Genomic DNA, 26,372 nt, shown 5'->3' on the forward strand with positions numbered 1-26,372 from the left:
TCCGGTTGCCCAACCGTGCCACCCACGCGCGACTTGACGAGTGGTCGGCGCGGTCACCTCGCCGGGGCGGGACGGCCGCCTGGCTGGATCTCGCCGCCGGCGACCGGGGGGAAGGCCCGCCGCCCGCGCCCGGCGCCAAGTGCACGCGTCTCGCCATACGAGCAGGTAACGCCTGGTGAGACGTGTAACCCATAACGATCCAGACGCATGTCTTGTCTGGGTCCTGGACTCCTCTAACCTCCGTTCATGGCATTTCTTTCAAGCCGTCGCAGAAGGGCGCGCCTGGCCCCGGAACTCGACGACGAGGCCCTGGGCAAGCTGCTGAAGTCCCTTTTGGCGATCACCAGAACTGGCACGATCGCGACGACGGACTTGTGTCTGGCCCAGATGTCCCGCCTCCTGAACCAGGACACGGGTGGCTGGGACCGCCGCACGCACCGTCTGTCCGTCCTGGCGGACTACCTGTCCGAGTCCCACCTGGCGTCGGCCTGGGCCACGCGTGAGCCGCACGATGCGAGCGCACACGTCCTGCACGCATGGACGCAACTCACACGCGGCCGCTCGCGGGGGCGGCTGGAAGACGCGGCCGCCGTCACCGAGACCTGTTTCCGGGCTGCCGATCTCGCACCGGAAGACCCGACGCCGTGGGTGGTGCTGCTCGGTGTGTCACGCCTGGAGCGCTGGGAGCAGCCACAGGTGTACGGGGTGTGGAACGAGGTGCTGGCACGCGACCGCTGGAACCGTGAGGCATACCTGAGCATGCTGGCCTACCTCACCCCGGAGGAGTCCGGATCACGCCTCCAGGTGCTGGAGTTCGTCGACGCCCTGTCCGCCCGTATGCCGGCCAACGCGGCCTGCGCGGCGACGGAGCTCACGGCCCAGGTCCTGCAGTACCACGCTGTCGTCGCCCGGGGCGGACTGGAAGCGCTCGTGGCACGCAACCACTGGTCCCAGGCGTCGGCGGCCCGGGCTCTGGAACGCGCGGTCCACTCGTGGGTCCAGCCGGCGTTCCTGCGCCATGCCGCCGCCCTTGCCGACCTGAACCTCCTTGCCTACGCCCTGATGGCGGCCGAACGGCGGCGCGAGGCCCGTCCGGTCTTCGAGGCACTCGGTGGCACGGTCACCGCCTGGCCCTGGCGCGTCGATGGCGATCCCGTGAGCGAGTTCGCGCAGGCACAGAGCAGGGCCGCTGCCGTCCTGTGAGCGATCCGGGGTGCAGCGCGCGGGAACGCTCGTACGGCCCGCCGGCAGCAAGGCTCCGGCCGGGCGGGCAGGGCGGGACGGTGTCACGACGCGTCGGTGTACCACTGTCTTGATCACGCTTTCCGTCGACCACCGGTCGCACTGACGGCCGGTCAGGAGTGGGGACGGACGAGGAGGAGCGCGATGTCGTCGCTGCTGTTGCGGGAGGCGGCATCTGCGACGAGGCCGTCTGCGAGTGCGTCCAGGGTGGCGTCGTCGCCCTCGGCGAGTCGCGCGGCGAGGTGGGCGATGGCTGCGCCGATGTCGGTGCCGGGGGTCTCGACGAGTCCGTCGGTGTAGAGGGCGAACACGGTACCGGGCGGAAGGGGGATCTCGGTGGTGGGGTAGTCGCTGTCGGGGTCGATGCCCAGCAGCAGGCCCGGAGGGACTTCGAGGATCTCGGTACGGGCGTCAGGGTGCCGCACCAGGGGTGGAGGATGCCCGGCGTTGGCGAGGCAGGCCCGGTGGCGGGACACGTCGATGCGGGCGATGAGGCAACTGGTGAACAGACCGGACTCGAGGTCGCCGAGGAAGCGGTTGGTCCGGGCGAGCACCTCGCCGGGGAATGCGCCGACAGTCGCGTGGGCGTGCACCGCGGTGCGGACCTGACCCATGAGAGTGGCGGCACTCGTGCTGTGGCCCTGGACATCGCCGATGACCGCGGCGGTCGGGGTGGTCCACGATCGCCCGTGGATCGCGCAGGTCGCCGAGTACGACGCTGGTGGTGCCGGAGTGGCCGAGCAGAGCGTCTGTGTGGGCGTTCACGATCGGGGCGTTGTCGACGTACGCCACGCGCACGTCCGGCGCCACTTCCTGGGCGGTCTCGTGCACGTTGGGCGAGGTGGGCAGGCCCGTACCGATGTCCAGGAGCAGGCGGACCCCGCTGCCGACGACGTGCCGGGCGGCCCGCCGCATGAAGCCTCTCGCCCGCGACGGTTGGCGACAGCTTCGCGTATCAACTTGACCGTGTCCGACGGTAGTTGCTGACAGGTGTGCCGGTCGCTGCGGCCGGTCGCTGCGCAGGACCGTGCCGAAGTACCGGCTCGGCCCTTCTTGGACCGGCACGGTGCGGTGATACGGTCGCCGTGGAGGCTCGTCGGGCCTGCCCCGGACGAGATGTGCGCCGTACCCGGCCTGCCAAGACGACGCACTTCGGGAGACGTCGTGGACGCAGGCGAGCGGTGGATCGATTTCGCCGGTGGAGTGCCCCGGCCACGGGGACTGGACGTTCGGTGGATTCATGGTTCACCGTCGGCCAAGCACAACACCGACCCTGACGTACAGGTCCATGCGTACGACGAACACACCTACGTCCTGCGGCAGAACATGGCCGTCGACTACGAGGCGCCGTTCCTGTTCCTGATGTTCGGAAATGCCAGGGCGGTGCTGATCGACACCGGTGCCACCGAGTCCGCGGAGTTCTTCCCGTTGCGCCGGGTGGTCGATGAACTGGTCGAAGGCTGGCTCGCCCGGAATCCGCGAGACGCATACCCTCTGCTGGTTCTGCACACGCACCCGCACGGGGACCACATCGCGGGCGACGCGCAGTTCACCGACCGGCCCGGCACCACGGTGGTGGACGCCGATCCGGCCACCGCCTGGAAGTACTTCGGATTCGATGCGAACCCCGACGCCGAAGCGCGAGTCGACCTGGGCGGCCGGGTGCTGGACTGCCTTGCCACTCCGGGCCACCACAGTGCTGCGGTGACCTTCTACGACCCCTGGACCGGTTTCCTGCTCACCGGCGACACGGTCTATCCCGGCCGGCTGTACATCGAGGACTGGCCGGCCTTCGCCCGCACAATTGACCGCCTGATCGACTTCTGCGAACGCAGAACGGTCTCCCACGTACTCGGCTGCCACATCGAGATGACGCGACGGCCCGGTGTCGACTACCCGGTCCGCACCACCTACCAGCCCGACGAGCCGCCGCTGCAGATGACCACCGGCCACCTGCGCGCGCTGCGTGCGGCCATCACGGAGATCGGTGACCGGCCCGGCAGACGGGCCTTCGCGGACTTCATTCTGTGCCCGGTCGACGCACACCACCGCGAGTGAACCCGGCGGCACCCAGGGGGCCGCGCTGTCCGGGCGCCCGCCTCCGTCGCGATCGCCCGCTCCAGCAGCGTCCTGGCCTCCGGCGTGCGCGCTCCCGCGGCCGGTCGGTCCGTCCGGATGTCCCACAGTTGCCACGGCGTGAGGTTCATCAGGGCGTCGGCGTACAAGGTCGTCACGTCGAGATCGTCGGGCGCCAGCCGGTGGACGGCCCGCATGCTGTCGGCGTAGGCGACGTTCCACACCGAGCAGTCCTCCGCGTCCTTGGCCTCCGCTCGCGGGTAGCGGGCGCGCAGTGCCTCGATGAGAGCCCGCTCCACCGGGGAGGCGGAGGCCTGGCGTGCGCGCGTTCCACGGCGGCATGCGTGCGCTCCACCGCCCGCGTCAGGTCCTGGTCGTCGAAGAAGTCCCAGGGCTTGTTGTAGTTGGGTCCCAGGGCATAGGCCAGGCCCCAGTCGGCCATGGCGCAGCCGGGATCCGCCTCGGCAGCCGCTTCGAAACAGCGGACCGCCTCCTCGTGGTGGAAGGCATAGGTCCAGATCAGTCCGCGGTCGAACCACGACTGGGCCTCGGGGGACGACGTCGTCACACACCGGCTGTGGCTGCCTAGGTCGTAGTGGTTCACATCGGCTCCCGGGAGTTGCCGACTCACCCGAAACCTACCCATTCCTCCCCGGCAGACCCGTCAGCCCGCCGGAAGGCCTGGTCGGCGAAACCCAATACCGCACCGGAGCACGACACGCTTGTGTGCGCCCATTGCGAGAAATCAGTAAGGAAAATGGATCCGATATTAACCTTGGCTTTTTTGAACAGGGCGCACTCCCCATCCGTATTCCTGGTCACCATCCGAAAGCCCGTTCAGAGAGGTGTAGCACTCATGTCCTTCGACAAGATCATGCTGGTCAAGAAGGCCAAGAAGAAGAAGAACGGCTGCGCCGGAAAGCAGGCGAAGAACCAGCACAAGAAGCACCATCGCAAGCACAAGAAGTGCGCCAAGTAGTAATCCGGCAGACAGTCGCATCGCGCCGGGATTCGTCCGCAGCGAACGTTGCGGACGAATCCCGGCGCTTCGTCGAATTGGGCACCGACCAGGGAGTATCGGCCCGCCATGAGTATCCGCCACGCCCGTATCTCGCCCTTGGCCGCGTTCCGGGCCTTCTGGCCGCTGGTGAGCGTCAACCGGGCGGTCGTCACGGCCTCCGCCGTGTTGCTGGTGATCTCCGCAGGATGCGACACGGCCGCGATAGGCCTCGCCGGCCGGCTCACCGACGACGTGCTGTCACCCGGGGACCTGGGCGCCTTCTGGGAGCCGGCCGTCACCTGGCTGGTGCTCGCCGCCGTTGGCGCGCTGGCCTCCGCCGCGGGCAGTTACCTCGCGGGCTGGACCAGTGAGCACTTCTTGCTCGGCCTGCGCGACCGGGTCTTCCAGCACGTCCAGCAGCTGCCGCCGGACGCCCTGGACCGGTACGGCACCGGTGACCTGGTCTCCCGGATGACCGGCGACATCGAAGCCGTGGAGTCGCTGGTGGCGTCCGCCCCGGTCGAGCTGATCACCGCTTCGGTCGGCGCCCTCGTCTTCGCCGTCGCCGCCTTCTGGACCAGCTGGCAGCTGGCCCTGATCATCCTGGCCGCCGCGCCGCTGATCTGGGTCGTCGCCCGGGTGTTCGGCACCCTGATGCGCAGCGCCAGCCGCGCGGAACGTGACAGCAACGGCCGGCTGGCCACCGTCCTGGAGGAGAACCTGACCAACATGTCGCTGGTCCAGGCGTACGGGCGACAGAAAGCGGAGCTCAGCAAGGTCCACCGCGAAGGGCGCACCTGGATGCGCTCCGGTCTGCGCCAGATCCGGCTCTCGGCGCTGTACGGGCCCCTGGGCGAGCTGATCGAGACCCTCAGCGTCCTGGCCGTGATCGGCGCCGGGGCCTGGCAGATCTCCGAGCACCACCTCAGCGTCGGCGGCCTGCTCTCCTTCGCCGCCTACCTCGGATACCTCCATCCACGCCTGCAGGAACTCGGCGAACTCCTGGTCAACGCGTCCTCGGCCACCGCCTCCTGCGAACGCCTCCTGGAGGTGCTGCGGACCGAGCCCGCATCCGGCAGCGACCGGCGGCCGGGCGACGCAGGCAGCGGTTCGCCGCTCGCCGAGCCGGTCCGCGGCGCGGTCACCTTCGAGGACGTCGGCTTCTCCTACCCCGGCAGCGGCAGGCCGGTGCTGCACCGGGTCCACCTGCACATCGCACCCGGCCTGCTGGTGGCGGTCACCGGCCCCAGCGGCTCCGGCAAGTCCACCCTCGGCAAGCTGCTGTTGCGGTTTCACGAGCCCGATCGGGGCCGGATCCTGCTCGACGGCCGGGACATCGCCGACCTCACGGTGGACGAACTGCGCCGGCACATCACCCTGCTGCCCCAGGACAGCATGCTCTTCGACGGTACCGTCCGCGACAACATCACCTACGGCCGGCCGGGCGCCTCCGACCAGGAGGTGCTCACCGCCGCCGACGCGGCCGACGCGCACGACTTCATCAGCGCCCTGCCCGAGGGCTACGACACCCCCGTCGGCAAGCGGGGCGGCCACCTGTCCGGCGGCCAGCGCCGCAGGATCGCCCTGGCCCGGGCCATGCTCCGCACCGCGCCCGTACTCGTCCTCGACGAGCCCACCACCGGTCTCGACGACGCCGCGACCGCCCGGCTCATGACGCCGCTGCGCCGTCTCACGGCCGACCGCACCACGTTCCTCATCACCCACGACCTTCGCCTCGCCGCCCAGGCGGATCTCGTCCTGCACCTCACCGACGGCACGGCCACCCTCACCCCGCCCGGCCCGCTCCCGGAAGACCGGCTCCAGGCCGCACAGGCCGCCTGAGCCCGCCCACCGCAGCGCGGACGCTTCCAGCACGGCGCTCGCCGCCGGGTCACCGCCGCCCCAGCCGGGCCGCTCGCGGGGGCGGTGGCGGTGGCGGTGGCGGGTGTGCGGTGCGGGGGGCGGGATTGCTGGGGGCGGGATTGCTCAGCGTGCGACCCGTCCCGTTCCGCCCGACGTGCGCAGCGCGCCCACCGTCTTCAGCAGCCGGTCGGCCGGTTCCCGGAGCTGGGGATGGGCCAGGACCGTGTTGCGCAGTCCGCGCACCGGTCTGCGCCACAGCCGGTGCGCCGCGGCCACCGGGTGGGGACGGGCCGCGAACCCCTCGGCCACACGAAGCTCGCGGGTCTTGAGCCAGTCCTTGTACTCCTTGTCGCCGCGTCCCAGATCCACCAGAGTCACCCCGTGCCGGGCAGCGGCCTCGGCCAGCCGAAGGTGCATGATCAAGCCGGGCGAGTAGTAGCGCAGCTCGGGGTCGTACGCGGTGAACCAGGCCGCGAGCACCGTGTTCGATCGCGGGCCGAAGTGCGCGGCCACCGGCCGGTCGCCGGCGTACAGCACGGACAGCACGCCGGTGAAGTGGTCCTCCCGGACGTGGCACAGGTAGTCCACCAGGTCGACGATCCACGGCCGCGAGAACCGGTCCATCCGTCCCGTCCGGCGGTACTGGGCGGACTTCCACCGCATCAGGGTGCGCAGCGCCCGCGGATCGCGTTCGTCGAAGATGAACCGCACCTCGCCGGTGTCGCGCCCGATGCGGCGCTCCTTCTTCAGCACCGTCTTGGCCAGACCCGGGTAGGCGCTGCGCAGCCATTGCGGGTAGTCGCCGTCGCCGGGCTTGACGTCGATCACCGGTGAGGCGAACGTCCCGGTGATGTGCCCCTCGAACGGCTTCTGCTCCTGGACGAGGTGGTCGAACTCGAAAATCGACAGCCCGCAGGCCCGCAGCAGGTCCCGGGCCTTCCAGGAGACCCCGGGGCGGTGCACGAGCGCCTGGCAGTCGGACAGGCCGAGACCGATGGCCCTCCCCACGCCGAGGGCGTTGCGCTCGTACGGGAAGAAGCCGACCGGCTCTCCGTCCTCCCGCAGGACCGCCACCCGGGCGCCACCGCGGTACCGGCCGATCCCGATCGCGAACTCCGGTGCCAGGAAGGGATTGGCGTATTCGGGCGACGCGTCCATGGCCTGGTGCCAGGCACGGCGCAGCGAGTCACTCAGCTCGTCGGGTCTGTGAATGGTGATGTCCACCTCACATCAACCGCCCTTCCACAGGCTCCGCGAGGGACGTGCCGGTGGTGGCACGGGCTTGCAAGGCACGTTGATGTCTGCTCATGGATCGCATGGACGACCGCTCCCCCCTATGACGCGCTGCTGGCGTCTCCCCAGGGACCAAACGTCGCGAAACAGCACGCACGCTGTCAAGGGTGCCCACGGCAACGGGTTCGGAAGCCCCCCGCCCACGGGACGGTGTGCCGCGAACACGGCCGCCGTCGTCCTGTGCGGTCAGGATTGAGAAGCGGCGTCGCTGAATCCGATGAACCGGAACAGTTGGACTTCAGGATCACGCGCGCGCAGTGTGGAACCCGTCCCCTGCACCCATTGGGGCACCGATTACTGCACCACCCGGAGATCACCTGATGAGCTACGTCGCGGATCCTGAGCGTTACGACGGCACCATGCGCTACCGGCGCACCGGCCGCTCAGGGCTCGACCTTCCCGTCCTGTCCCTCGGCTACTGGCACAACTTCGGAGACGACCGCCCGTTCGAGACCCAGCGCGAGATCGCCCTGCGCGCCTTCGACCTGGGCATCACCCACCACGACCTCGCGAACAACTACGGCCCGCCCTACGGGTCCGCCGAGATCAACTTCGGCCGGCTGATGAAGCAGGACCTCGCGCCCTACCGCGACGAACTGGTGATCTCCACCAAGGCGGGCTGGGACATGTGGCCCGGCCCCTACGGCCAGGGCGGCGGCTCCCGCAAATACCTGCTGGCCTCGCTCGACCAGTCGCTGCGGCGCACGGGGCTGGACTACGTGGACATCTTCTACTCCCACCGCCTGGACGCGACCACTCCGCTCGAGGAGACGATGGGTGCGCTCGACACCGCCGTCCGTCAGGGCAAGGCGCTGTACGTCGGCATCTCCTCCTACGACGCCGAGCGGACCCGTGAGGCCGCCGCCATCCTCCGTGACCTCGGCACTCCGCTCCTCATCCACCAGCCGTCGTACAGCATGGTCAACCGCTGGATCGAGAACGAGGGCCTGCTCGACGTCGCCCGGGAGGAGGGTTTCGGGGTCATCGGCTTCACGGCCCTCGCCCAGGGGCTGCTGACCGGACGCTACCTCGACGGCATCCCCCAGGACTCGCGGGCCGCACAGGGTACGTCGTTCGACACCACGTGGCTGTCCGACGACATGCTGCACAGGCTGCGGGCCCTGAACGAGATCGCGGCGCGCCGCGGGCAGACCCTGGCCCAGATGGCCCTCGCCTGGGCCCTGCGGGACGAGCGCGTGACCTCGCTGGTCATCGGTGCCTCCCGGGTCGGGCAGTTGGAGCAGAACGTCGCCGCGCTGGACAACCTCGCCTTCAGCGCCGAAGAACTGGCCGAGATCGACAAGTACGCCACCGACGGCGGCGTCGACCTGTGGCGGGCCGCCCGCACCGGCAACCTGGGCTGACGTCCGCCAAGACCGTGCGGACCCCGCCCCTGCGCGCCGCGGGGCGGGCAGCTCAGCGGCTCGACCGCTGCGCCGCCACGATCTGCTGCATCGTCTGCTCCGTTCGTGCCAGCCGCTGCACCCGCTCGGCGAAGCCCGGGAACTGCGAGGCGATCTTCGTGAGGATCCTCAGCTCGACCGGGGCGACGTTGATCTCCGCGACATCCCGCTGGATCGCCCGCAACACCCCGCTGACGACCTGGTGCGGAGAGACCGTACGCACGCCGCCGGGCGTCGACGAGCCCGTGTCGGCGAACATCCCCGCCCCACGCACGAAGCCGGGCTGAACGATCGAGACTCCCACGCCGGTTCCGTGCAGGTCCTGGCGGAAGGACAGCGCGAATCCGCGCAGCCCGAACTTCGTCGCCGTGTAGACGGAGGACCACTTGGTGGCCGCCATCCCCGACAACGACCCGACGAAGCAGACGTGACCGCGCCCGGCCGCCACCATCTGCGGAGCGAGCAGGCGCGCCAGCGTCGCGGGGGCGCGCAGGTTGACCGCGAGCGCCCGGTCGAGCTGGGCCGGCGTGTACTCCAGCACGTCGCCGCTGGAGGGAAGAGCCGCGTTCGCGATGAGGATGTCCGTACCGGAGGCTTCTTCGGCCAGGCGCAGCACATCGTCGGCGTCGGCGAGGTCCGCCAGGATCGTACGGGCGCCGTGGCGTTCGGCGAGCGGTTCCAACGCCTCGCGGCGCCGGCCGGTGAGCACGAGGTCCGCACCGCGGGCGGACAGTTCGGCGGCCAACGCTCCGCCGATGCCACCGGTGACTCCGGTCAGCAGAACGGTTGCTCCCGCTACGTGCATCGCTACCCTCCGATTCCGTTCGTTCGAACGAACGATAGAGAGAAAGCTTCGTCGTGTCCACGGCAGTGACGCCCTCCGGGCCGCGCTGATCACCGGTGGGCTCCGGTGGGACAATGAGCGGCATGTCCAACGCCCGTTCCGCACCCACTCGCCAGCGCATCATCGACGCCGTCCTGCGCATCATCGGAGAAGACGGAGTCGCCGCGGTCACCAACCGGCGGATCGCGAAGGAAGCGGGCCTCTCACTGGGATCGGTCACCTACCACTTCGCGACCCAGCACGAACTGCTCCGGGAAAGTCTGCTGCACTTCGTGCGTGAGGAGACACGCCACTTCACACGGCTGGCGGACCAGTGCACCAACGACGGCATGGACATCCAGGCCGCGGCGTCCCTGGCCGGCCAGGTGGCGTGCGGGGCGGCCTACGACAGCGCGCACATCGCCCCTTTCGAGCTCTACGTCCAGGCCGGGCGCGACGACCGCCTCCGCAACGCCGCGTCGGAGGCCTTCGACGCCTACGACCGGCTCGCCGCTCAGATCCTCACCTCGCTCGGGATCCCGGACGCCGAACGACTGGCGGCCACCACGGTCGCCGTGGTGATGGGTCTTCAACTCCGGCGCCTGGCGACGGGCAGCGCGGCCCACGACCTGGTGGACGCCCTGCTGCTGCTCGCACACGCGGCCGAGGTCCGCTCCGCCACACCACAGCCCCCTGCCCCGTCCCGGCGCTAGAGACGTCGTGCGGCACAGAGGGTCGTGCGGCACCGCCGCAGCCGAAAGCGGGCCCGGCGGGCCCGGCGGCCCCGGCTGCGGGCCGCGCCTGCCCGCCTGCCCAGCGGATGCGTCTCGCAGGGCCACTGTCCATCCTGGAGTGGAACGGACCAAACAGGGAGGACGCGCACATGAGCATGCTGGACAAGCTCAAGGGCCTGCTGAAGGGCCATGAGGACGCGGCGAGCAAGGGCATCGACAAGGGCGGTGACTACGTCGACGAGCGGACCCAGGACAAGTACCGCGGCCAGGTCGACACAGCCCAGGACAAGCTGAAGGACCAGCTCGGCGGGATGGACCGGGACCGGGACCAGCCGCCGCAGTAGATCCGGGCTTCGTCGCCACCATGGCCGGTCGGCCGCCCCGAGCAGTCGGCGGCCGGCCGGCGAGCCGTTCCGGATGGTGTCGGCTCCCGTACCGGCACACCGTGATCCACCCGCCACCGGCCATGGGAACGCCGCTCTTCGCGCCGCGGCCGATCTTGCGCCACCTGCTGTCGATCATGTTGTAGCAGCGGCCCTACCTCTTCTTGTACCCCTCACCGTTGGTGTCGTGGTTGGGATCGGCGTCGTAGGCGCTCTTCTCACCGGCCCATTGCCCCGTGGCCTGACTCGGCGGATGGCCCGACAGGTTCTCGGCGGAGTTGATTCCCTGTTCGTGGTTCGTGACTCAGCGCTCCGCCCGCGGTGGATGCCGGGTTGTCAGCCCAGGCCTGGGCCAGGGTGCACGGCCACCGCGGCCGGGCGATCGTGGGTCGGTCCGGGCCGGTGCGCGGCGGGCGGACGCTCCGGGCGCTCGGCGGCCTCACGGGGCGGCAGGACGGAGAAGGGCCGGCGAGTGCGTTCCATGGTGGGCTCGTCGGCAGCGGCGACGGTGGTCGCCGGGCGGGCCCGGTAGGGCGCCCTCATCCAGACGCGAGCCCCAGGCCCCGGGCGGGCCGACGGCGTGGCTGCACCCGGCGGGCAGCGTGCCGCTGCCTGCCGGTCGCGCGCGATTGCCGTCAGCCCCGGTCTCTCAGGCCGTCCTCCGTCCCGGCTCGGGACAAGGAGCCTCACTCCTCACCATGGGTCAGCCCCGGACGATGTTCTGTGCCTGCGGGCCTTTCTGTCCCTGCCCGATGTCGAACGTCACGTGCTCGCCCTCGGTGAGCTCACGGAACCCGTTGCCCTTGATCTCGGAGTAGTGAGCGAAGACGTCCGGCCCCCCGTTGTCCTGTGCGATGAAGCCGTAGCCCTTTTCGGCGTTGAACCACTTCACGGTTCCGCTGGCCATACCGTTGTTCCTTCATTCATGCCGGGAGCAGCCCGTCTGCCGGGCGCGCTCCGGCTCCTGCGACCACAAGAGCCAGCAGCCGTTGTACCCCGCTTCGCCCTGCCTACTCCGCGCGGCGACACGCCCTCGTACGAGCTTGCCCTCCATTGGGCTGGTGAGGCGTGATCCGTCTGTGCGAATCCGGTCGTCCATCGTCCAACCGATGCGACGATCAAGCCTGCCGGGCGGATGGACTCCGAGCGCCTCGGAATGCCCACAAGCTCCGGCCTCAAGCACGGATCCTTCGGGGCCGTGCCCTTGATCGCGCAGCAGCGGCAGAACGAACTGCGGGCCGAGACGGACCGGGCCCCGGTCGTCCGGTTCCCGGAGCTGCCCGCCCGGCGCCGCCGCGCGCGGCGAGATCGCCCGTTTTCTGCGGCCGACGCCGCAGACCTGGCACTCGTGCCGAACGCCGACGCGCGGGCCGGCGCCGTGTTCGCCGCCCTGACCGCCCTTCCTGGCGGCCGGCCACGCTCCCCCGGGCCGCCGACCCGAGACACAGACAGGCCCGGTCCGTCACCACGGGGGGAGTGACGGACCGGGGCTGCGTCCACGGTGTCACATCGGGCACCCGGGCGCCCGCCCTTGGCGCGACTCGCCGTGATGCCGTCCCATTCCGAGACCGCGTCGTCCGTCACCGTCTCAGGTGGACACGACCGCCGGTCTCCCCGTCCACGGGTACCACGCTCCTACGGCTGTTCGGGCTTCGGCGGCACGCAGAGCCACGCCAGGCACGCGGCCGTGAGGTAGGCGAGCGCGCCGATGGCCATGCTGATGCGCAGCCCGGCACCGTAGTCGCCGCCGGTGGCGAGCAGACTCCCGCCGAGCGCGACCCCGGTGGCGCTGCCGATCTGGCGGGTGGTGTTGAACAGGGCGGAGGCGACCCCCGGGTACGTGGGGGGTGCGGCGCCCATCACGGTGGCGGTGGAGCCGGTGAGGGCGAAGGAGGTGCCGAACCCCGCGGCCATCATGGGAGCCACCAGCAGCGGGTAGGCGGGATCGGCCCCCGCCGCGGCCCAGCCCGCCAGCCCCGAGGCGGCCAGGAGCATGCCGAAGACCACCAGTGGACGGTCGCCGGTGCGGCGGGAGAGCCGGCCGGACAGGACGGAGGCGAACATGGTCATCGCCACCGCCGGGAACAGTGCGGCGCCGGTGGCCAGGGCGCTGAAGCCGCGCTGGTGCTGGAAGTCCAGGCTGGCGGTGAACACCATGCCGTAGAAGCCGAAGTTGAACAGCAGGCCGATCACGGCTCCGCCGCTCATCGCGCGTGAGCGCAGCAGGCGCAGCGGAAGGGCGGGAGACCGCGCCAGCCACTCGCGCACGGCGAAGGCCACGGCGGCCAGGGCGGCCAGGCCGATTCCGGCGAGCACAGCGGGATCGGACCAGCCACGCCGTCCGGCCTCGTTCAGCGCGGCGGTGAGCAGGGCCACCGCCGCCACGACCGCGCACTGCGCCGGCCAGTCCACGGCCCGTGCGGTATGCCGGGGCGAGGGCGCCACGTGCCGTAGCGTGAGCGCCAGGCACGCCGCGCCGACGGGCAGGTTGATGAGGAAGACCCAGCGCCAGCCCACCGTGGAGACCAGCAGCCCGCCCAGCAGCGGCCCGGCGGAGGCCGCGATGCCCGCCATCGAGCCCCACAGGCCGAAGGCCCGCGAGCGCGCGGCCGGCGCCGGGTAGGCCTGCTGGAGCAGGGCCAGGGAACCGGGAACGATGAACGCCGCGCCGAGCCCCTCGACCAGCCGGGCCGCGACCAGGAAGGGGGCGCTCGGTGCGAAGGCGCATGCGGCCGAGGCCGCGGTGAAGACCACCACGCCCCAGCAGAAGACCCGGCGGTTGCCCAGCCGGTCGCCCAGCGCGCCGCCGGTCATCAGGAAACCGGCGAAGACCAGGGTGTATCCGTCCGTGATCCACTGGATTCCGGTGAGCGATGCCGACAGGTCCCGTCCCACCACCGGCACGGCCACATTGATGATCGTCACATCCAGGATCACCATGAAGTACCCGGCGCACACCGCCAGCAGCGGTGCCGGGGAACGCCGGCCGGACTCCGGGGCCGACTCGCGAGGGGTGACGGGCTCACCGCCACCGGCCGATTCCGCGAACGCCACGTACCCGACTCCATTCCGTGCACGGAAGCCCTGCGCAGAAGCCACCATAAGTGACATGCGGGCCGCAGTACGGAAGTGCGCCACGTCAGACGGGTCGAGGCCTCCGGTCGCGGCCCGTCACGTCTCGGCCCTCGCCTCCGGCGACCATCCGGGCGGGCCGAAGAGGTGGCCCGCCTTGTCGCGCCAGCGTGGCGCCTCGCGGACGTCTTGCCAGGCCGCGGCGTACTCGTGGAAGGCGACCCGCACCGGGTTGTGGGTGTCGATGTTCTTCGTCAGGCCGTACACCACCCGCTCGCCCTCCGGTTCGAAGGTGCGGAAGATACGGTCCCACACGATGAGGATGCCGCCGTAGTTGCGGTCCAGGTAGACGTTGTTGGAGCCGTGGTGCACGCGATGGTGAGAAGGGGTGTTGAAGACCCACTCGATGGGTCGCCACAGCTTGTCGACCCGCTCGGTGTGCAGGAAGAACTGGTAGACGAGGCTGATCGACTGCTGCAGCAGGATCATCCACGGCGGCAGTCCCAGCACGGCCAGGGGCAGCCAGAAGGGAAGGGTCGTCATGGGCGTCCAGCTCTGGCGGAGCGCGGTGGACAGGTTGAAGCGGATGCTGGAGTGGTGCACCACATGGCCGGCCCACAGCACGCGGACGCGGTGGTGCGCGCGGTGAAAGGCGTAGTACGCCAGGTCGTCGGCGAAGAACAACACCACCCATGTCCACCCCGACGAGGCGGACAGCTGCCAGGGGGCCAGGCTGTAGAGGGCGGCGTAGGCCAGGACGGCGAACACCCTCCACGGCAGGCCGATCACCTGGCTGCCCGCCCCCATGGACATGCTGGTGAGCGCGTCGCGCAGTTCGTAGCCGAGCTCGTCGTCATCGGGGCGGAAGCGGTACGAGAGCGCCTCCACGACGACCAGCAGGACGAAGAACGGTATCGCGTACACGATGGCGGGGATCATGTCAGACCGTCCCCCTCTGCGACACGGCGGGAACGCTGCGGGAGAGCAGTCGGCGGGCCAGCCGCTCGGCGGCCTCCCCGTCCCGTGCGGCGATCAGTTCCGCGAGCCTCAAGTGGGCTCCCACGTCGAGCAGTTCCTCCGCGCGCCGGTCGGTCGGGACCTCGCCCACGCCGAGCGTGCCGCCCACGAGACTGTTGAACGCCAGCAGATAGGCCAGGTTGCCGGAGCCCTCGACGATCAGCCGCCACCACGCGATGTCCGCCGCACCGAGCGCGGCGAGGTCGGCGCCGATCTCCGCATAGCGGGCGGCTGCCGCAACAATGGCTTGCGCCGCGTTATCCGGTCGGCGGGCCGCGCAGAGCCGGGCCGCGTCCGCGCCGATGCAGGCCCGCATCTCCAGCGCGTCACGCCGCAGGTCGTGGGAGCCCAACGGCCTGTCCGGGTCGGGGATGTGCACTGCCAGATCCAGTCCGGCGGTGCGCCGCCAGTCCAGCACCATGGTGCGGCCGCCATGGCTCACCTCGACCAGCCGGGCCTGCTGAAGCCGCTTGACGGCCTCTCGTACGGCGTGCCGGTTCACCCCGAACTCCGCGGCCAGTTCCCGCTCCGCCTTCAGGGCCGTGCCGTCGGCCAGGACTCCGCTCAGAATGCGGTCCCTCAGCACCGAGAAGAGCTGGTCCGAGACGGCCGTACGCCGAATGCGCTGCTCTGCCATGGCGCACAGGGTGCTCCGGCACGGCGCACTGGTCAACTGGTTGGACCAGATCGGCCGGTCAGTTCAGGGAGAACTTCTGGGCCGCCGATCCGTTGCAGTCCCAGATCTGCAGGCGGGTGCCGTTCGCCGTCGCGCCGCCGGGAGAGTCCAGACAGCGGCCGGACTGCGGATTGACCAGCGAACCATCCCCCCGCTGCACCCACTTCTGCCCACCGACACCGTTGCAGTCCCACAACTCCACCTGCGTACCCCGCGCCGTCCCATTGCCGTCGATGTCCAGACAGCGCCCGAGCGTGCCGAGCGAGCCATCGGGATTGTGGGTCCAGTGCTGGTCCTCGGCGTAGGACTGGCAGTCCCACAGTTGCACGGCGGCACCGTTGACGCCGGTGTCGTCGGCGGCGACGTCGACGCACTTGCCGCCCGGACCGGTGATCGTTGCCTGCGGACCGTTGGGCACGTCGGTCTCACCGGAGTAGCCGACGGAGACGATGTTCGCCTGAACCGCGTTCTCGGCGGCGTCCGTCGGGTAACCGGCCGTCATCACGCCCTCGAAGAACGTGCCCATGTTCCAGTTGCTGTTGTCGCCGCCCGTGCCGAGGATGATGCCGCCCTCCTGGTGCATGGGCTGATAGCCCCCGCGGGTGGGCAGGGCGCCGTTCCACCACGTCGTCAGCCCACCGGACCGCGCGTCACCGCCTTTGAGCGCGTATCTCGTCTGCCCGTCGTTCTTCAGAACGGCCGTGACGAACGCGCTGTTGTTCCCGCGGTTGGCGGTGTTGGAGCCGTTGTTCCCCTGGAACATGCCGTTCTCCAGGTCTGCCTCGATCCAGGGCCCCGAACCGGTGCAGGGGGTGAAGTAGCACGTGGTCGCGATGCTCACCGCGTCCATGTGACCGTTGCCGGTGTCGGCCGGTGTGCTCTCCGCATTGCCGTAGTCGAAGCAGCAGGCGGACCCGACGTGGGTACCGCTGGCCACCATGTAGGCGCCCTCGGGCCGGCCGTTCACCGCCGCACCGGAGGCGACACCCGTGTAGCGGTAGCCGACTCCGGGGGATATCCATATGCCGTACACCTTGTGCCCGCCGGCCGTGACAGCGATCTCGGCGGCGTCCGCCCCCCGGTCGGCGCCCATGCCGGACGTCCCCGCCGGTCCGGGGGTCAGGTCGTTGTGCCGCGAGGTCTGGTCGTAGATCTTCGTGATCCGGCACGTGGTGCCGCCGCAGAAGGTGTCCTGCCGCGCGGCGTCGGCGTAGCCGCCCGGGGACAGCAGTCCGATGTCGGCGCCCGCGCCGTCCGAGGTCCTGGTCACCCGGTACAAGGGGCCGTCGTAGGAGGAGAACAGCGCGCGCACCGTACTGTGCGCGGCGACGCAGGGAGTGCCGGCGTCGCCGTAGATGTCACACGGCAGCCCCCCGGCGGCCCGTGACGACTCGGGCAGGCCGATCAGGACGCCCATCGCGAGGCCGAGGACGGCCAGGAGGGACAGCAGGAGTCTGCGGCGGCTCGGGGGTGGTCCGGCGTCGATGTCCGAGGTGGCCCGGGTGACGGCAGTTCTCTTTCCGCGCATGGTGTGCTCCTCGACGGAAGGGGGGTGGCCTTCCAACTGGTGGTCACGGCGCCCGAGTTCACGTGCCTGGCGGTTCGGCTGTGGCGGAACGTACGCACACTGATCGGTCACGTCAAGATTTGTTGCTTCCGGCTTATTTAAAGCTTTGGGTATGTCCTGAATTGTTGCTTCAGACCCTCCCCCATCCATCCCCTCGGAGACCTCCGCCCCGCGCACGCACCCGGGCCCGGACCACCCAACTCCACGGCCTCTGGGCCCTCTTGACGGGTGCACACGCGGGCCGAAGAATGGGCGCCTGGCGCTTTGACAACGTTGTCCAAGTCTTCGGGGAGGGGCTGACGCCCATGAGATGGACCCTGCGCATACGCGGTGCGGGCACGGCGGTCACAGCGATCGCGCTTCTCGGCGCCGCCCTCACCGCGCCCACGGCCCACGCGGCCGCCGCCCGGAACAGTCAACTAACCGATCTCGTCAATCCGTTCATCGGCACCGAGGACGAGGGCAACACCTATCCGGGCGCCGCCGTGCCCTTCGGCATGGTGCAGTTGTCCCCGGACACCGGGCACAACACGGGTTACGACTACGCGCAGAACCACATCCGGGGCTTCTCCCTCGTCCATCTCTCCGGCGTCGGCTGCGGTTTGGGCGGCGATCTGCCGGTGCTCCCGACGACCGGCGACGTCACCGAAACCGACTACGCCAAGTACCAGGCGGAGTTCAGCCACGACGCCGAGAAGGCGAGCCCCGGCTACTACAAGGTCGCTCTGAAGACCGGTATCGAAGCCGAACTGACCGCCACCGCACGCACGGGCGTGCAGCGCTACACCTTCCCCGCCACCGACAAGGCCGACGTCCTGCTCAATGCCGGCCAGTCGCTGCACCGGACGGTTGCCACCAGGGTCGAGATCCTCGACAACCGGACCGTGCGCACCGCGATCACCGGCAGCGGCTTCTGCCAGGACACCAAGCCGTACACCGTGTACACGATCACCCGGTTCGACCGTCCGTTCACCGCGTACGGCACCTGGAACGGCTCGACGGTCACCGACGGATCGCGAACCGGGCGGGACGGTGCCTACGTCCGTTTCGACACCACCAAGGACCGGACCGTCGAGGCGACGACCGCCCTTTCCTACGTCGACGCCCACGGCGCGGCCGTGAACCTCCGTGCCGAGGGCGGCCGTTCCTTCCAGCGGGTCCGTGACGCCGCACGGCGGGCCTGGGAGGACCGGCTGGAGGACGTACGCGTGCAGGGCGGCAGCGACACCCTTCGCCGCACCTTCTACTCGTCCCTGTACCGGTCCTTCCTCGCTCCCGACATCGGCAGCGACGCCGACGGCCGTTACACCGGCTGGGACCAGAGGATCCACCGCGCGCGGGGCTTCACGTACTACCAGAACTGGTCGTTGTGGGACACCTACCGCACGCAGTCCCAGCTCCTCTCGCTCCTCGCGCCGCGCGAGGCCCGTGACATGGCGATCTCCGTCATCAGGATCGACGAGGAAAGCGGCTGGCTGCCCAAGTGGGGGTACGGCACGGTCGAGACGAACATCATGACCGGCGACCCGGTCACCCCGTTCCTCACCAACGCCTACCAGCAGGGGCTGCTCAAGGGCTACGAGGAGCGGGCCTACCGCGCCCTGAAGAAGAACGCCGACGGGGTGCCGCCCGCGGACTCCCCTGCCGTGGGCCGCGAGGCCAACGAGGAGTACATCGCCGACGGCTTCGCGCCCTACGTCAAGGGCCGCCCGCACGTGAAGCCCGGCGACTCGGACTACGACCACGGTGCGTCCGCCACGCTGGAGTACGCCCTGTCGGACGCGATGCTCGCCGAGATGGCCCGCGGTCTCGGCCACGACGCGGACGCGGCACGCTACGCCGCCCGCGCCCAGAACTACCGCAGGATCTTCGACCCCTCGACCGGCTTCTTCCGTGCGCGCGACGCCTCGGGCGCCTTCACCGGACCCGACGACCCGGCCAGGAGCGAGGGATTCCACGAGGGCACCGCCTGGCAGTACCAGTGGCTGGTGCCTCAGGACCTGCCGGGCATGGTCGCCCTGATCGGCGGCAGGCAGGCGGCCAACGACCGCCTGGACTCCTTCTTCGCCTACCAGCAGCTGCTGAAGGACCCCGCGAAGACCGCCCGCGAGGTGTGGGTGAACGGCCCGTACGACTACTACAACGCCGACAAGTACAACCCGCAGAACGAGCCCGACCTCATCGCCCCGTACACGTACCTGTCGACGGGCCAGCCGTGGAAGACGACCGACGTGGTGCACGCGGCGCTGACCCTCTTCACGGACACCCCGACGGGGATGACCGGCAACGACGACCTCGGCACCATGTCGGCGTGGAACGTGCTGTCCTCCATCGGGATCTTCCCGGTGCAGCCCGGCTACCACACCTGGGGCCTGTCCACACCGGTCTTCGCCCGCGTCGACCTCACGCTCGACCGGCGCTACTACCCGCGTGGTGCGCTCACGGTGACGGCGCCCGGCACCTCGGACGGCAGCCGCTACATCCAGTCGGCCCGCGTCGACGGCTCCCCGTACGGGCTCACGTACCTGACGACGGACACCCTGCGGCACGTGCGCTCGCTCGCGTTCACCGTGGGCGCCGAGCCGTCCGCCTGGGGCACGGCCGCCCAGGCCGGACCACCCGCGCTGAACCGACATCGGCGGTGAGCCGTGTGAGTCCCGTCGCTCTCCGAGGGGCGGGACTCTCACGGCCACGGCGCCGCGGTCGCGAAACGGGCACCCGAGGAGGCCCTGTGTCCCTCGAAACCCCGCGCGGACACGGGACTTGGGGACATCACGTGTTCGTCCTTCCGTGCTAGTGCCCCGTACTGCTGCACCATGAAGACCGAGCCGATCACGCTGTCCACACCGCGGCCCGTGCGGTGGCCGACCCTCGTTCAGGGCTGGCACGAACTGACCTTCCTGCACTGGCCGGTCGCCCCGGAGCGGGTTGCGCGACTGCTGCCGGCCGGTACCCGCCCCGACACCCTCGACGGGGTCACCTACGTCGGACTGGTCCCCTTCCTCATGCGCGGCGTGGGCCCGGGCCCGGGGCCGGGAGTTCCCTACCTGGGCACGTTCTGCGAGACGAACGTGCGTCTGTACTCGGTGGACGACCAGGGGCGCCGCGGCGTCGTCTTCCGCTCGCTGGACGCGGCCCGGCTGATACCCGTGCTGGTGGGCCGACTCGGCGTTCGACTGCCGTACACCTGGTCCAGCATGCGGCTGAGCCGCGACGGCGACGTGATCACCTACACCTGCCGGCGTCGCCATCCGGCGGGCCGGGGCGGGAGGAGCCGGGCCGTGGTGCGCACCGGGCCGCCGATCACCGAACCCACGCCGCTCGAACAATTCCTGACCGCTCGGTGGGGACTTCATGTCTCATGGCGCGGCCGGACGCTGCACCTGCCCAACGAGCACGCTCCATGGCCGCTGCACGGCGCGGAGCTCCTCGACCTCGACGACGACCTGGTCACGGCCGCCGGCCTGCCCCGCATGACGAGTCCGCCCGCCAGCGTGCTCTACTCCCCCGGCGTCACGGTCCGGTTCGGGACCCCGAGCGACGCTTCGGCGGCTCTCCCGCCGAGTGGCGCGGGTTACGACGCCACGGGTGGGGCGGGCGGCGGGCACGCCGTCTCATAGCCGTGAACAGACACGGCGGACGACGGCGGCCGCAGGCCGCTCCGCAAACCGGGAAGACCGGCCTTCGGATCGGGGGCCGGACCGTGCGGCCTGAAGCCGTCCGCCTACCATCGGCCCATGAGCGGGTGGAATCAGAGCCTGGACGCGGCGGGGGTCCGGGAGCCGCGGTTGCGGAGCGACTACGGCATCCAGCGGCGCCTGGTGACGCGCTTCCGCCGCACCTCGTACCTGGCTGCCCGGCTGTTGCTGCCGCGGCCGGTGCTCCCGCACGTGGTGGCAGCGACGGCCGTGATGCACCACGGGGACAACCTTCTGGACACCGGCACGAAGGCGCGGCGGGCCGCTGCGTGGGCCTCCTGGGAGCAGCGGGTGCGCAAGGCTCTGGAGTCGGGGATGAGCGACGATCCGCTGCTCCGCACACTGGTGCACACCGTTGCCGCGTATCCGCGGCTCCGGGCGGTGGTGGAGGAGTATCTGTCCACCGCCACGGCCGAGTTGGACTTCGCCGGGTTCGTCGACGAGGCCGACTATCAGGCCTATGTGGATGCCTACTCCCTGCCCGCCTTCATGCTGGTCGGTGCCTTGCTGGGGCCGGAGGTCGACGACGGACGGTATCGGGCGGCGTGCCGGACGTTCATCGACGGCAGCCAGCGGCTGGACTTCGTGAACGACCTCGCCGAGGACGTGCGGGAGGGGCGGCTGGGCATCCCGGCGCGGACGCTGGAGCGCTTCTCGGTCACGGGGGAGGACCTGGCCGCGGGCCGGGAGCCGCCGGGCCTGACGGAGCTGGTGCACCATCAGATCGGCGCCGCCCGCGCCTCGCTGGAGGCAGCCGGGGAGTTGGTCCCCCTCACCGCGGCCCCCAACCGGCCGCTGGTGGGTGCCGTGGTCGAGATCGAGCTGCTGACCGCCGGCGCGGCGTTCGCGCGCGGTCCCAAGCTGCTGCGCGGCTCGGCGAGACCGCCACTGGCAGGCACGCTGCGAGCCCTGTCGGTCGCCCGCCGGCAGGCCCGCAACGGACGCCGACCCGCTCACCCGGCCGGGGACGGGCGCCGGTCGGGGGCCGGCTGATAGGCGGGCGGGTGATTAGGTGGACGCCTGCGCGGCGGCGGTCGTGGTCGCCGCCGGTCGAGTGCTCCAGCTGTCCGGTCGGCAGATGGGTCTTGAGCGCCGACAGGTAGATGCCGTTGATGTCCAGGGCGGTCACCTCGTGGACGCCGGGCGGCAGTTCGGGTCGTGCCCGCTTCGGACGGGCCCCCAGATCCGGTCCGCGCCGCGGGCGCTCTGCTTGCGCAGGATGTCCGGGACCCAGGGATGCGCGATCACGTCGTGCCGGCCGCCCTTGCGGGTCTTGTCCAGCGGTGCCATCGCATCCGGGATCGCCCGCTTCACCAGCACCGCGGTGGCCGCCTCGACGTCACCGGCGTACCGGTCGAGCGCGGCGGCGACAGCCTGGCCGATCGGGTCGGACGTGACCGGCGCGGCCTGCATGCGGCGGCCGACAGGGACGACCTTCACGGAGGTGCGCTCACCGGGGTTCGATGCGGGGCCGGCCGGCCCGCAGGGCGCGGCACCTGCGCAGGCGCCGGCGTGCCGCAGCCGTCCGGGTCCAGGCGCTGGGGAAAGCCGGCGACCTGGTGGCGGGCGGGGTTGCCGCACAGGACGCAGGGCCGGGGCTCCGGCAGGACCTCGACCCCGTCCGCGTCGCCGTCGCTCGCCGGGGTCGACACCCCGGTACCGGTACCGGGGTCATCGGGAGCGGTGAGCCTGCCCGTGTCATCGGCTGCGGCGGTCGCCTCCTGCGGAAGTCCGTCATCGCGTGGTCTCCTTCCCCGCGACCGGACGGGCCTCGGGGCCGCGTCGCCCGCTCGGACGGCGACGCGGCTCCGGCAGGGATTCGGAGGCCCGGGTCGGCCCGGCCATCAGGTCCAGGACGTCGATACCGAAGTGCGCGGCGACCGCCTAGTCCGCCAGGCTCCAGGCGGCCGCACCGGACTGGCGACGGCTCACCTGGGCCTGACTGACCCCCAACGCGGCAGCGAGGCCGGTCTGCGACTCGCCCGTCGCATGCATGAGGGCCGCCACCGCCAGCCGGACACGGTCCGCCAGAGACATCCGCATGGCGCAGAAACTGCCACGCTAATGACATGAACTATGCTACTTACGCACAGATCCGTACGGCCGCCTCGCGTTCCGGGGACCAAGCGCGCGGCTCGCTCACCCCTTTGGCGCCCGGTCACTGCGCCACACGGCCCGGAGACCGGCTTCTGCGCATGTCGCGGGGTACCGTTCCCAGGAGAGTGAACGTCGGCACAAAAGTTCGGGAGATCTGCGCGGTGAAGCGGCACCACAGGCGCGGCAGGTGGTACGGGCCGCTGACGGGCGCGGTCGCCGCGGCCCTGGCAGTCGGGGGTTGCTCAGCGGGGGGCGGCTCCGGGACCGGTCCGGCCGTCACCTCCTCGCGGCCGCCCTCCTCCGGAGGCGTTCCCACCGACCCGCCGGGCCCCGCGGTCTGGCGCAAGTGGGGCCTGGCGCCACTGCCCGTCGCTCCCCGCCCTCCGGCCGACAAGCCCGTCAAGCTCTCCGCCTCGGGTGGGGTCCCGGTTTTCGCCCATGTACCGACCTCGCAGAAGGTCGTGTTCATCACCGTCGACGACGGACTGGAGAAGGACCCCGAATTCGTCCGGATGATGCGGGACCTGCGGGTCCCGATCACGATGTTCCTGATGAACGACGTCATCAAGTCGGACTACGCGTACTTCAGACCGCTGCAGGCGCTGGGGAACCACATCCAGAACCACACCCTGCACCACCCGGCCATGAACACCCTCTCGCTGTCCCGTCAGAAGGAGGAGGTGTGCGGCGACCAGAAGATCCTCACCAATCAGTACGGCGCCGCACCACTGCTGTTCCGCCCGCCCTACGGCGCGTACGACAACAACACCAGGACCGCGGTGCGCGCCTGCGGGCCGCGGGCGATCGTCTGGTGGCGCGAGACCATGCAGATCTCCAACCTGCAGTACCAGAAGCCGGACCGGAAGCTGCATCCCGGGGACATCATCCTCGCCCACTTCCGCGGGCCCGCCGAGCTCAGGGGCGCCACGATGACGCAGATGTTCCGCAACCTGCTCAAGCGCGTCCAGGAGCAGGGATTCGCCGTGGCGCGCCTGGAGGACTACATCCAGCCGTCGGCCGGCTGAGCCCGGCCCCCACCGGGACCGCGCGCCCGTAGCCGGTGGGCGTCGTGCAAGGCCGTGCAAGGGCTGGGCAAGCGCAGCGTCAGAGCGCAGACAAGGTCCCGGCAGGGGCCGAACCCCAGACTCGTCGGCATCGGCAACGGTCGGCTTCGGCGTGCGACACGGCCCGCCGGGCCACGGCGGGCGAGCTCCTCGAGCCGCTCGCCGCGCCGGGCCAGGGCGACCACGGTGCCCACGCCCGGCGAGTCGCTCCGCGGTGCGCCGGCAGAAGCCGACGACGCCCCCGAGACCACGACGGTTCCGTGCTCCTGACTGCTCACGTGCCCCACCTCATGCGATCGTCTCTCTCGTTGTGTGCTGCCGGGTGACGGGCCGTCACATGGGGTCGTAGCTCATCAGAAGCATGTCGCGGGTGCCCTCCCCCAGTCCGGGTTCGGCGACGGCCACGTCCCCGACACCGTGCCGTACCCGGGGGTCGTCGCCGAAGAACGAGTCGAGGCACTCGGTGAACACCTTCTCGGTGATCAGTTCGTGCTCCGGCGTGCAGACGCTGGTCCGGCCGCCGCTGATGTTGTGCCGGTTGATCATGTGCAGGCTGACGTAGGTGCAGCCGTCGCGGTGGACGCCCTCGGGGATCGGCCGGCCGCATGCGCCGTCGCGGGCCACGATGCGCACGCACTGCACCTGCACCGCCCACTGCTCGACCTCCGGCATGGGCAGCCGGCCGACATTGAAGTCGATCAGCGCGGCCAGGAACGCCCCGCTGCGGATCTCCTCCTGCAGTTCCTCGTACTTGCGCCACTGGCCGCCCGCGAAGGGGTTGTTCTCCACCGTCTGGAAGTAACCCGGGTTGTCGGCCACCAGCAGCTCACCGGTCGCGGGCCGGTAGATGTAGCGCGTGTGACGCCGGTAGCGGTAGCGGCCGCCGTCCGGCAGATAGGGATCGGCCGGCAGGTCGTCGAAGGAGGCGATCAGGGCCTTGAGGCTGTCCTGGAGGGCCGGCGGCACTTGCATGTCGCTGCCGGGGATCATGGAGAAGCCGGTGCGGACGATGTCGTCCGTGATGTCGGTCGAGCTGGAGATCGAGGCCGTGGGCCGGGTGGTGTGCACGAGGGTTCCCTTCTGCGCCGCCGTCGGGCGGAGCGGTTGGTCAGGGGCGGACGAAGTGGATGAGCAGCGGCCGCCGGTCCTCGGGGCAGTCCTCGGACACCGGGGGCACGCCGTGCCAGGAGTGGTCGGACCGCACCAGCACGACCGAGGTGCCCAGCAGCGTCAGGAACCGCCGCGCGCTGTCGGCCATGTCCGGTCCGCGCAGCACGTGCAGGTCGCCGTTCCAATCGGCCCGCCACGTGTCGTTGAAGTTCGACGCCCGCGGCGGCACACCAGGCCGCCGGTTTCTCCAGGTCCTGCTGCGACTTGTGCTTGGAGCGGGGCAGCGCGCCGTGCCCGTGCGGGTCGAGGGTTTCCAGGCCGACGCTGATGCGGACGGACCCGGCCTCCCCCATCGCCCGCACCGTGTCCTGGTCCAGGTGGTGCATGGTCGTGGCGCACTTCCAGGGGAACTTCGCGCCACCCGCGGTGAGCCGTTCGCACAGCTCCAGGGTCCAGCGGCGGTCGAGGGTGAACGTCGGTGCGTAGAAGGCGACGTACTCGAAGGACGCGGTGCGGAAGGACCGCTCGATGCAGTCGATGGTCCGGTCCACGGTGAGCCGGCGTTCCGGGCGGCCGAAGATGGGGTGGACGTCGCAGTAGGAGCAGCCGATCGGGCAGCCGCGGGCGGCGGGCACGACCATCACGGGCGAGACCGAATGCCAGGAGCCGTCCGAGGGGACCACCGTGCAGAGGCTTCCGGGCTGCGGCTGGATGCGACGGGCCGGCTCGGGCGCTCCCTCGCCTCCCACAGGTCGTAGGTGCCTCCGCCGTCCTGCGGCCACTGCTCGTTCAGGACGAACACGGCGTTCATCGCCCGGTCGGTCTTGCCGCGGTGCACGTTGCGGTAGTCACCCGGTTCGCGGAGCGATACGTTCACCTCCAGCGCGGCGCCTTCCAGATCCACGCCGGTGCTGGAGGAGAGCCAGCCGCGAAACGAGTCCTGCACGACCTCGACGGCCAGTTCCGACCAGGCCGGGGGCCTGCTTCTCGGCCTTGGCGGTGTACTGATCGTGCTGATACACCGTCATGAGCCGGCGCCGGTGGTGTTTGTCGAACTCGGGCGCCTCTTTCACCGCGCGGATGAATTCGCTCATGACCGGCAGTTCGGCGTTGAGCCGGTGCAGGTCCTCGAGGGCGATCAGAGAGAGCCCGGTATGGTGCACATGCGGTCGCGCATGTGTGACCACTTGGGCACTGGTTCGTATCACGGTCGCCTCGCTGGAGTCGGAGCCCGGGCCACGGCGTACGGCCTGC

General features: G+C 70.5%; 22 protein-coding genes, 5 pseudogenes and 1 riboswitch. Of the genes and pseudogenes, 11 read left to right on the forward strand and 16 right to left on the reverse strand.

Translation table 11 applies throughout. The features are described 5' to 3' along the window. Window positions 1-246: 246 nt before the first annotated feature. The gene (locus tag AB0A61_RS32945; protein WP_361300581.1) at window positions 247-1,203 is read left to right on the forward strand and encodes a hypothetical protein; all 957 of its coding nucleotides are present in this window, start codon (window positions 247-249) and stop codon (window positions 1,201-1,203) included. Window positions 1,204-1,355: 152 nt separating this feature from the next. On the opposite strand, the pseudogene AB0A61_RS32950 reads toward AB0A61_RS32945, so the two are convergent. Continuing rightward, window positions 1,356-1,907 (reverse strand): annotated as a pseudogene (locus AB0A61_RS32950) (PP2C family protein-serine/threonine phosphatase); the annotation flags it as partial. Beyond that, window positions 1,903-2,166: pseudogene (locus AB0A61_RS32955) on the reverse strand (SAM-dependent methyltransferase); the annotation flags it as partial. The pseudogenes AB0A61_RS32950 and AB0A61_RS32955, both read right to left, overlap by 5 nt. 161 nt (window positions 2,167-2,327) lie before the next feature. After that, window positions 2,328-2,394: riboswitch (guanidine-III (ykkC-III) riboswitch) on the forward strand. Between the two features lie 12 nt (window positions 2,395-2,406). Here AB0A61_RS32955 and AB0A61_RS32960 point away from each other — a divergent pair. Beyond that, window positions 2,407-3,300 carry an MBL fold metallo-hydrolase gene (locus AB0A61_RS32960; RefSeq protein ID WP_361300584.1) on the forward strand — a complete coding sequence of 298 codons (894 nt, stop codon included), beginning with the start codon at window positions 2,407-2,409 and terminating at the stop codon, window positions 3,298-3,300. A 35-nt stretch (window positions 3,301-3,335) separates the two neighbouring features. Here AB0A61_RS32960 and AB0A61_RS32965 read toward each other — a convergent pair. Further along, a pseudogene (locus AB0A61_RS32965) lies at window positions 3,336-3,964 on the reverse strand (hypothetical protein); the annotation flags it as partial. A gap of 210 nt (window positions 3,965-4,174) precedes the next feature. On the opposite strand from AB0A61_RS32965, the gene AB0A61_RS32970 reads away from it, so the two are divergent. Both AB0A61_RS32970 and AB0A61_RS32975 read left to right on the forward strand, forming a co-directional pair. Beyond that, window positions 4,175-4,297: a hypothetical protein gene (locus AB0A61_RS32970; protein WP_361300587.1), complete on the forward strand. Its 123-nt coding sequence runs from the start codon at window positions 4,175-4,177 to the stop codon at window positions 4,295-4,297. A 108-nt stretch (window positions 4,298-4,405) separates the two neighbouring features. Further along, window positions 4,406-6,160: an ABC transporter ATP-binding protein gene (locus tag AB0A61_RS32975; RefSeq protein ID WP_361300590.1), complete on the forward strand. Its 1,755-nt coding sequence runs from the start codon at window positions 4,406-4,408 to the stop codon at window positions 6,158-6,160. Between the two features lie 144 nt (window positions 6,161-6,304). On the opposite strand, the gene AB0A61_RS32980 is transcribed toward AB0A61_RS32975, so the two are convergent. Further along, window positions 6,305-7,405, reverse strand: a complete 1,101-nt coding sequence (locus tag AB0A61_RS32980) for a GNAT family N-acetyltransferase (protein ID WP_361300593.1) — start codon at window positions 7,403-7,405, stop codon at window positions 6,305-6,307. Window positions 7,406-7,794: 389 nt separating this feature from the next. Here AB0A61_RS32980 and mgrA point away from each other — a divergent pair, with 389 nt between their 5' ends. Continuing rightward, window positions 7,795-8,838 (forward strand): L-glyceraldehyde 3-phosphate reductase, encoded by a 1,044-nt coding sequence (gene mgrA, locus AB0A61_RS32985; RefSeq protein ID WP_361300596.1) that lies wholly within the window; start codon window positions 7,795-7,797, stop codon window positions 8,836-8,838. Window positions 8,839-8,890: 52 nt separating this feature from the next. On the opposite strand, the gene AB0A61_RS32990 is transcribed toward mgrA, so the two are convergent. Beyond that, window positions 8,891-9,682: an SDR family NAD(P)-dependent oxidoreductase gene (locus AB0A61_RS32990; RefSeq protein WP_361300599.1), complete on the reverse strand. Its 792-nt coding sequence runs from the start codon at window positions 9,680-9,682 to the stop codon at window positions 8,891-8,893. Between the two features lie 122 nt (window positions 9,683-9,804). Between AB0A61_RS32990 and AB0A61_RS32995 the strand changes: the two genes are divergently transcribed. Together AB0A61_RS32995 and AB0A61_RS33000 are read left to right on the forward strand one after the other, a co-directional pair. Further along, a complete protein-coding gene (locus AB0A61_RS32995) occupies window positions 9,805-10,413 on the forward strand; it encodes a TetR family transcriptional regulator (RefSeq protein WP_361300602.1) in 609 nt (202 codons plus the stop codon). A gap of 170 nt (window positions 10,414-10,583) precedes the next feature. Further along, the gene (locus tag AB0A61_RS33000; RefSeq protein WP_361300605.1) at window positions 10,584-10,778 is read left to right on the forward strand and encodes an antitoxin; all 195 of its coding nucleotides are present in this window, start codon (window positions 10,584-10,586) and stop codon (window positions 10,776-10,778) included. A 742-nt stretch (window positions 10,779-11,520) separates the two neighbouring features. Here AB0A61_RS33000 and AB0A61_RS33005 read toward each other — a convergent pair. The 5 genes from AB0A61_RS33005 to AB0A61_RS33025 all read right to left on the reverse strand — a co-directional run bounded on the left by AB0A61_RS33005 (window position 11,521) and on the right by AB0A61_RS33025 (window position 16,999). Then, window positions 11,521-11,724 carry a cold-shock protein gene (locus AB0A61_RS33005; RefSeq protein ID WP_361300608.1) on the reverse strand — a complete coding sequence of 68 codons (204 nt, stop codon included), beginning with the start codon at window positions 11,722-11,724 and terminating at the stop codon, window positions 11,521-11,523. Window positions 11,725-12,452: 728 nt separating this feature from the next. Then, complete coding sequence (locus tag AB0A61_RS33010) at window positions 12,453-13,871, reverse strand: MFS transporter (RefSeq protein WP_361300611.1); 1,419 nt, start codon at window positions 13,869-13,871, stop codon at window positions 12,453-12,455. Between the two features lie 117 nt (window positions 13,872-13,988). Then, window positions 13,989-14,828 (reverse strand): sterol desaturase family protein, encoded by an 840-nt coding sequence (locus tag AB0A61_RS33015; protein WP_361300614.1) that lies wholly within the window; start codon window positions 14,826-14,828, stop codon window positions 13,989-13,991. A 1-nt stretch (window position 14,829) separates the two neighbouring features. Continuing rightward, entirely contained in the window at window positions 14,830-15,543 is a 714-nt protein-coding gene (locus AB0A61_RS33020; protein WP_361300617.1) for a GntR family transcriptional regulator, read from the reverse strand. 58 nt (window positions 15,544-15,601) lie between these two features. Further along, window positions 15,602-16,999: an arabinofuranosidase catalytic domain-containing protein gene (locus AB0A61_RS33025; RefSeq protein WP_361300682.1), complete on the reverse strand. Its 1,398-nt coding sequence runs from the start codon at window positions 16,997-16,999 to the stop codon at window positions 15,602-15,604. A 455-nt stretch (window positions 17,000-17,454) separates the two neighbouring features. Between AB0A61_RS33025 and AB0A61_RS33030 the strand changes: the two genes are divergently transcribed. The 3 genes from AB0A61_RS33030 (at window position 17,455) to AB0A61_RS33040 (ending at window position 21,840) form a co-directional block, all read left to right on the forward strand. Next, the gene (locus tag AB0A61_RS33030) at window positions 17,455-19,794 is read left to right on the forward strand and encodes a GH92 family glycosyl hydrolase (protein ID WP_361300620.1); all 2,340 of its coding nucleotides are present in this window, start codon (window positions 17,455-17,457) and stop codon (window positions 19,792-19,794) included. A gap of 171 nt (window positions 19,795-19,965) precedes the next feature. After that, window positions 19,966-20,769, forward strand: coding sequence for a DUF2071 domain-containing protein (locus tag AB0A61_RS33035; RefSeq protein WP_361300623.1), 804 nt, complete (start codon window positions 19,966-19,968; stop codon window positions 20,767-20,769). A gap of 117 nt (window positions 20,770-20,886) precedes the next feature. Beyond that, window positions 20,887-21,840 carry a squalene/phytoene synthase family protein gene (locus AB0A61_RS33040; RefSeq protein ID WP_361300626.1) on the forward strand — a complete coding sequence of 318 codons (954 nt, stop codon included), beginning with the start codon at window positions 20,887-20,889 and terminating at the stop codon, window positions 21,838-21,840. Between the two features lie 132 nt (window positions 21,841-21,972). Here AB0A61_RS33040 and AB0A61_RS33045 read toward each other — a convergent pair whose 3' ends face one another. Beyond that, window positions 21,973-22,287, reverse strand: a complete 315-nt coding sequence (locus tag AB0A61_RS33045; protein ID WP_361300629.1) for a hypothetical protein — start codon at window positions 22,285-22,287, stop codon at window positions 21,973-21,975. A gap of 294 nt (window positions 22,288-22,581) precedes the next feature. Next, window positions 22,582-22,890: pseudogene (locus tag AB0A61_RS33050) on the reverse strand (XRE family transcriptional regulator). Between the two features lie 179 nt (window positions 22,891-23,069). On the opposite strand from AB0A61_RS33050, the gene AB0A61_RS33055 reads away from it, so the two are divergent. Further along, window positions 23,070-23,969 (forward strand): polysaccharide deacetylase family protein, encoded by a 900-nt coding sequence (locus AB0A61_RS33055; RefSeq protein ID WP_361300632.1) that lies wholly within the window; start codon window positions 23,070-23,072, stop codon window positions 23,967-23,969. Window positions 23,970-24,341: 372 nt separating this feature from the next. Here the strand turns inward: AB0A61_RS33055 and AB0A61_RS33060 are convergent, their stop codons facing one another. The 4 genes and pseudogenes from AB0A61_RS33060 to AB0A61_RS33075 form a co-directional block, all read right to left on the reverse strand. Then, complete coding sequence (locus tag AB0A61_RS33060) at window positions 24,342-25,076, reverse strand: 2OG-Fe dioxygenase family protein (protein WP_361300635.1); 735 nt, start codon at window positions 25,074-25,076, stop codon at window positions 24,342-24,344. 40 nt (window positions 25,077-25,116) lie between these two features. Beyond that, window positions 25,117-25,266 (reverse strand): hypothetical protein, encoded by a 150-nt coding sequence (locus AB0A61_RS33065; RefSeq protein ID WP_361300688.1) that lies wholly within the window; start codon window positions 25,264-25,266, stop codon window positions 25,117-25,119. A gap of 112 nt (window positions 25,267-25,378) precedes the next feature. Beyond that, window positions 25,379-25,759: pseudogene (locus AB0A61_RS33070) on the reverse strand (radical SAM protein); the annotation flags it as partial. Next, window positions 25,759-26,064: a hypothetical protein gene (locus tag AB0A61_RS33075; RefSeq protein ID WP_361300638.1), complete on the reverse strand. Its 306-nt coding sequence runs from the start codon at window positions 26,062-26,064 to the stop codon at window positions 25,759-25,761. The gene AB0A61_RS33075 and the pseudogene AB0A61_RS33070, both read right to left, overlap by 1 nt. Window positions 26,065-26,372: the final 308 nt, after the last annotated feature.

This window comes from Streptomyces sp. NPDC046197 (genome assembly GCF_040646295.1).
Classification (GTDB): domain Bacteria; phylum Actinomycetota; class Actinomycetes; order Streptomycetales; family Streptomycetaceae; genus Streptomyces.

Excerpts from the sequence above, each read along its gene's own strand:
- AB0A61_RS32945 (WP_361300581.1), top strand. The coding sequence starts at position 247 with ATGGCATTTCTTTCAAGCCGTCGCAGAAGGGCGCGCCTGGCCCCGGAA.
- AB0A61_RS32970 (WP_361300587.1), top strand. The coding sequence starts at position 4,175 with ATGTCCTTCGACAAGATCATGCTGGTCAAGAAGGCCAAGAAGAAGAAG.
- AB0A61_RS32975 (WP_361300590.1), top strand. The coding sequence starts at position 4,406 with ATGAGTATCCGCCACGCCCGTATCTCGCCCTTGGCCGCGTTCCGGGCC.
- mgrA (WP_361300596.1), top strand. The coding sequence starts at position 7,795 with ATGAGCTACGTCGCGGATCCTGAGCGTTACGACGGCACCATGCGCTAC.
- AB0A61_RS32990 (WP_361300599.1), bottom strand. The coding sequence starts at position 9,682 with ATGCACGTAGCGGGAGCAACCGTTCTGCTGACCGGAGTCACCGGTGGC.
- AB0A61_RS32995 (WP_361300602.1), top strand. The coding sequence starts at position 9,805 with ATGTCCAACGCCCGTTCCGCACCCACTCGCCAGCGCATCATCGACGCC.
- AB0A61_RS33000 (WP_361300605.1), top strand. The coding sequence starts at position 10,584 with ATGAGCATGCTGGACAAGCTCAAGGGCCTGCTGAAGGGCCATGAGGAC.
- AB0A61_RS33005 (WP_361300608.1), bottom strand. The coding sequence starts at position 11,724 with ATGGCCAGCGGAACCGTGAAGTGGTTCAACGCCGAAAAGGGCTACGGC.
- AB0A61_RS33015 (WP_361300614.1), bottom strand. The coding sequence starts at position 14,828 with ATGATCCCCGCCATCGTGTACGCGATACCGTTCTTCGTCCTGCTGGTC.
- AB0A61_RS33020 (WP_361300617.1), bottom strand. The coding sequence starts at position 15,543 with ATGGCAGAGCAGCGCATTCGGCGTACGGCCGTCTCGGACCAGCTCTTC.
- AB0A61_RS33025 (WP_361300682.1), bottom strand. The coding sequence starts at position 16,999 with ATGGGCGTCCTGATCGGCCTGCCCGAGTCGTCACGGGCCGCCGGGGGG.
- AB0A61_RS33030 (WP_361300620.1), top strand. The coding sequence starts at position 17,455 with ATGAGATGGACCCTGCGCATACGCGGTGCGGGCACGGCGGTCACAGCG.
- AB0A61_RS33035 (WP_361300623.1), top strand. The coding sequence starts at position 19,966 with ATGAAGACCGAGCCGATCACGCTGTCCACACCGCGGCCCGTGCGGTGG.
- AB0A61_RS33040 (WP_361300626.1), top strand. The coding sequence starts at position 20,887 with ATGAGCGGGTGGAATCAGAGCCTGGACGCGGCGGGGGTCCGGGAGCCG.
- AB0A61_RS33065 (WP_361300688.1), bottom strand. The coding sequence starts at position 25,266 with ATGGCCGACAGCGCGCGGCGGTTCCTGACGCTGCTGGGCACCTCGGTC.